The sequence below is a fragment of the Stappia sp. TSB10P1A genome, assembly GCF_900185725.1.
Classification (GTDB): Bacteria; Pseudomonadota; Alphaproteobacteria; order Rhizobiales; family Stappiaceae; genus Stappia.
The window spans coordinates 1-935 of sequence record NZ_FYAU01000022.1 but is presented as its reverse complement, the minus strand read 5'-3'; the positions used below and the strand labels follow the sequence as shown (position 1 = coordinate 935).

The window sequence follows — 935 nt, the reverse complement described above, 5'->3', positions numbered from 1 at the left end:
CCCGGCGCTCTGTCATGTCACTCTGGCAGGTTCGGTTCGGGGATATCATCCGCGCGGCTGCGCGGGTCGGGGCCAAGTGGGCATTGTACCCACTTGAATTGGGATGCTACCCGCGCGGGTCAGAAAAGCCGTAGCTGCTCTGCGTCCGGCAGCCGCCACCGGCGGACGGTGGCGACATCCGCCCGGACTTTGCGGGCAATGCTGTTGAGGCTTTCCCCCCTGGAGAAAAGCACCTGTGCCACCCACCGCTTTGCCAGCGGCACCTTGTAGTAGCCCGGCCCCATGCACCGGGCAAGCCTTGCGACAGCGTCGGCCCCGATCGCCAGCACCGCCTGGGAGCGCCCCGTCGGCGAGGCGGGGATGTAGATCTCCGACCCGCCGAATTCGCAGAAAAAGCGGATCGCCCCGTCGACGCCGAGCGCCTCGACATAGCCGGCGAGATTGGCCGGCACATCGGGCGCAGCGGGCAGACTGACGGGGGCCGGTGTCATCACGCGCCCCGCTTTGCCAGGGCCTCGCGCAGGCGCGCGCCCAGGACATTCATCAGGTCGATCCACTCGTCTCGGGTAAGCTCCGCATAGGCTTTGCCCTGCATCCTGCCGACCCATTCATCGAGCGACGTAGCGGGCGCCGCCTCCAGGGCGATCAGCCGCGCCCATTGGACCATCAGGATCTGAAAGCGCGGGTCGTTCAGCAGCGGCGACCGCGATCGATCCTTGCGATACAGGCCATCCGCGCCGGTTTCGCGGCGCGTCCACCCCTTGATGGCCTCGATCGCCTTTTCCGCGTCCTCGGCGAAACGCAGGAAGCGCGCATGCGCAAGTCCGGTCTGCCGGGTGACGAAGGCCATCATCGCCTCGTCGGTGCTGGTCTTGACCACGCCGAGATTATAAGCGGCGATCCAGAGCGCCTGCAGCTTGCCCGCGAAAGGCCCG

At 67.2% G+C, this 935-nt stretch carries 2 protein-coding genes; both read right to left on the bottom strand.

Going from position 1 to position 935, the window contains the following annotated elements; translation table 11 throughout:
- Positions 1-119 precede the first annotated feature (119 nt).
- The gene (locus tag TSB10P1A_RS08580; protein ID WP_186387511.1) at positions 120-491 is read right to left on the bottom strand and encodes a helix-turn-helix domain containing protein; all 372 of its coding nucleotides are present in this window, start codon (positions 489-491) and stop codon (positions 120-122) included.
- The coding region (locus TSB10P1A_RS08575; RefSeq protein ID WP_186387510.1) for a phage protein GemA/Gp16 family protein at positions 491-935 on the bottom strand (445 nt) is incomplete at its 5' end. The genes TSB10P1A_RS08580 and TSB10P1A_RS08575, both read right to left, overlap by 1 nt.

Bases quoted from the DNA above. Each gene is read 5' to 3' on its own strand.
- TSB10P1A_RS08580 (WP_186387511.1), bottom strand. From the start codon at position 491: ATGACACCGGCCCCCGTCAGTCTGCCCGCTGCGCCCGATGTGCCGGCC.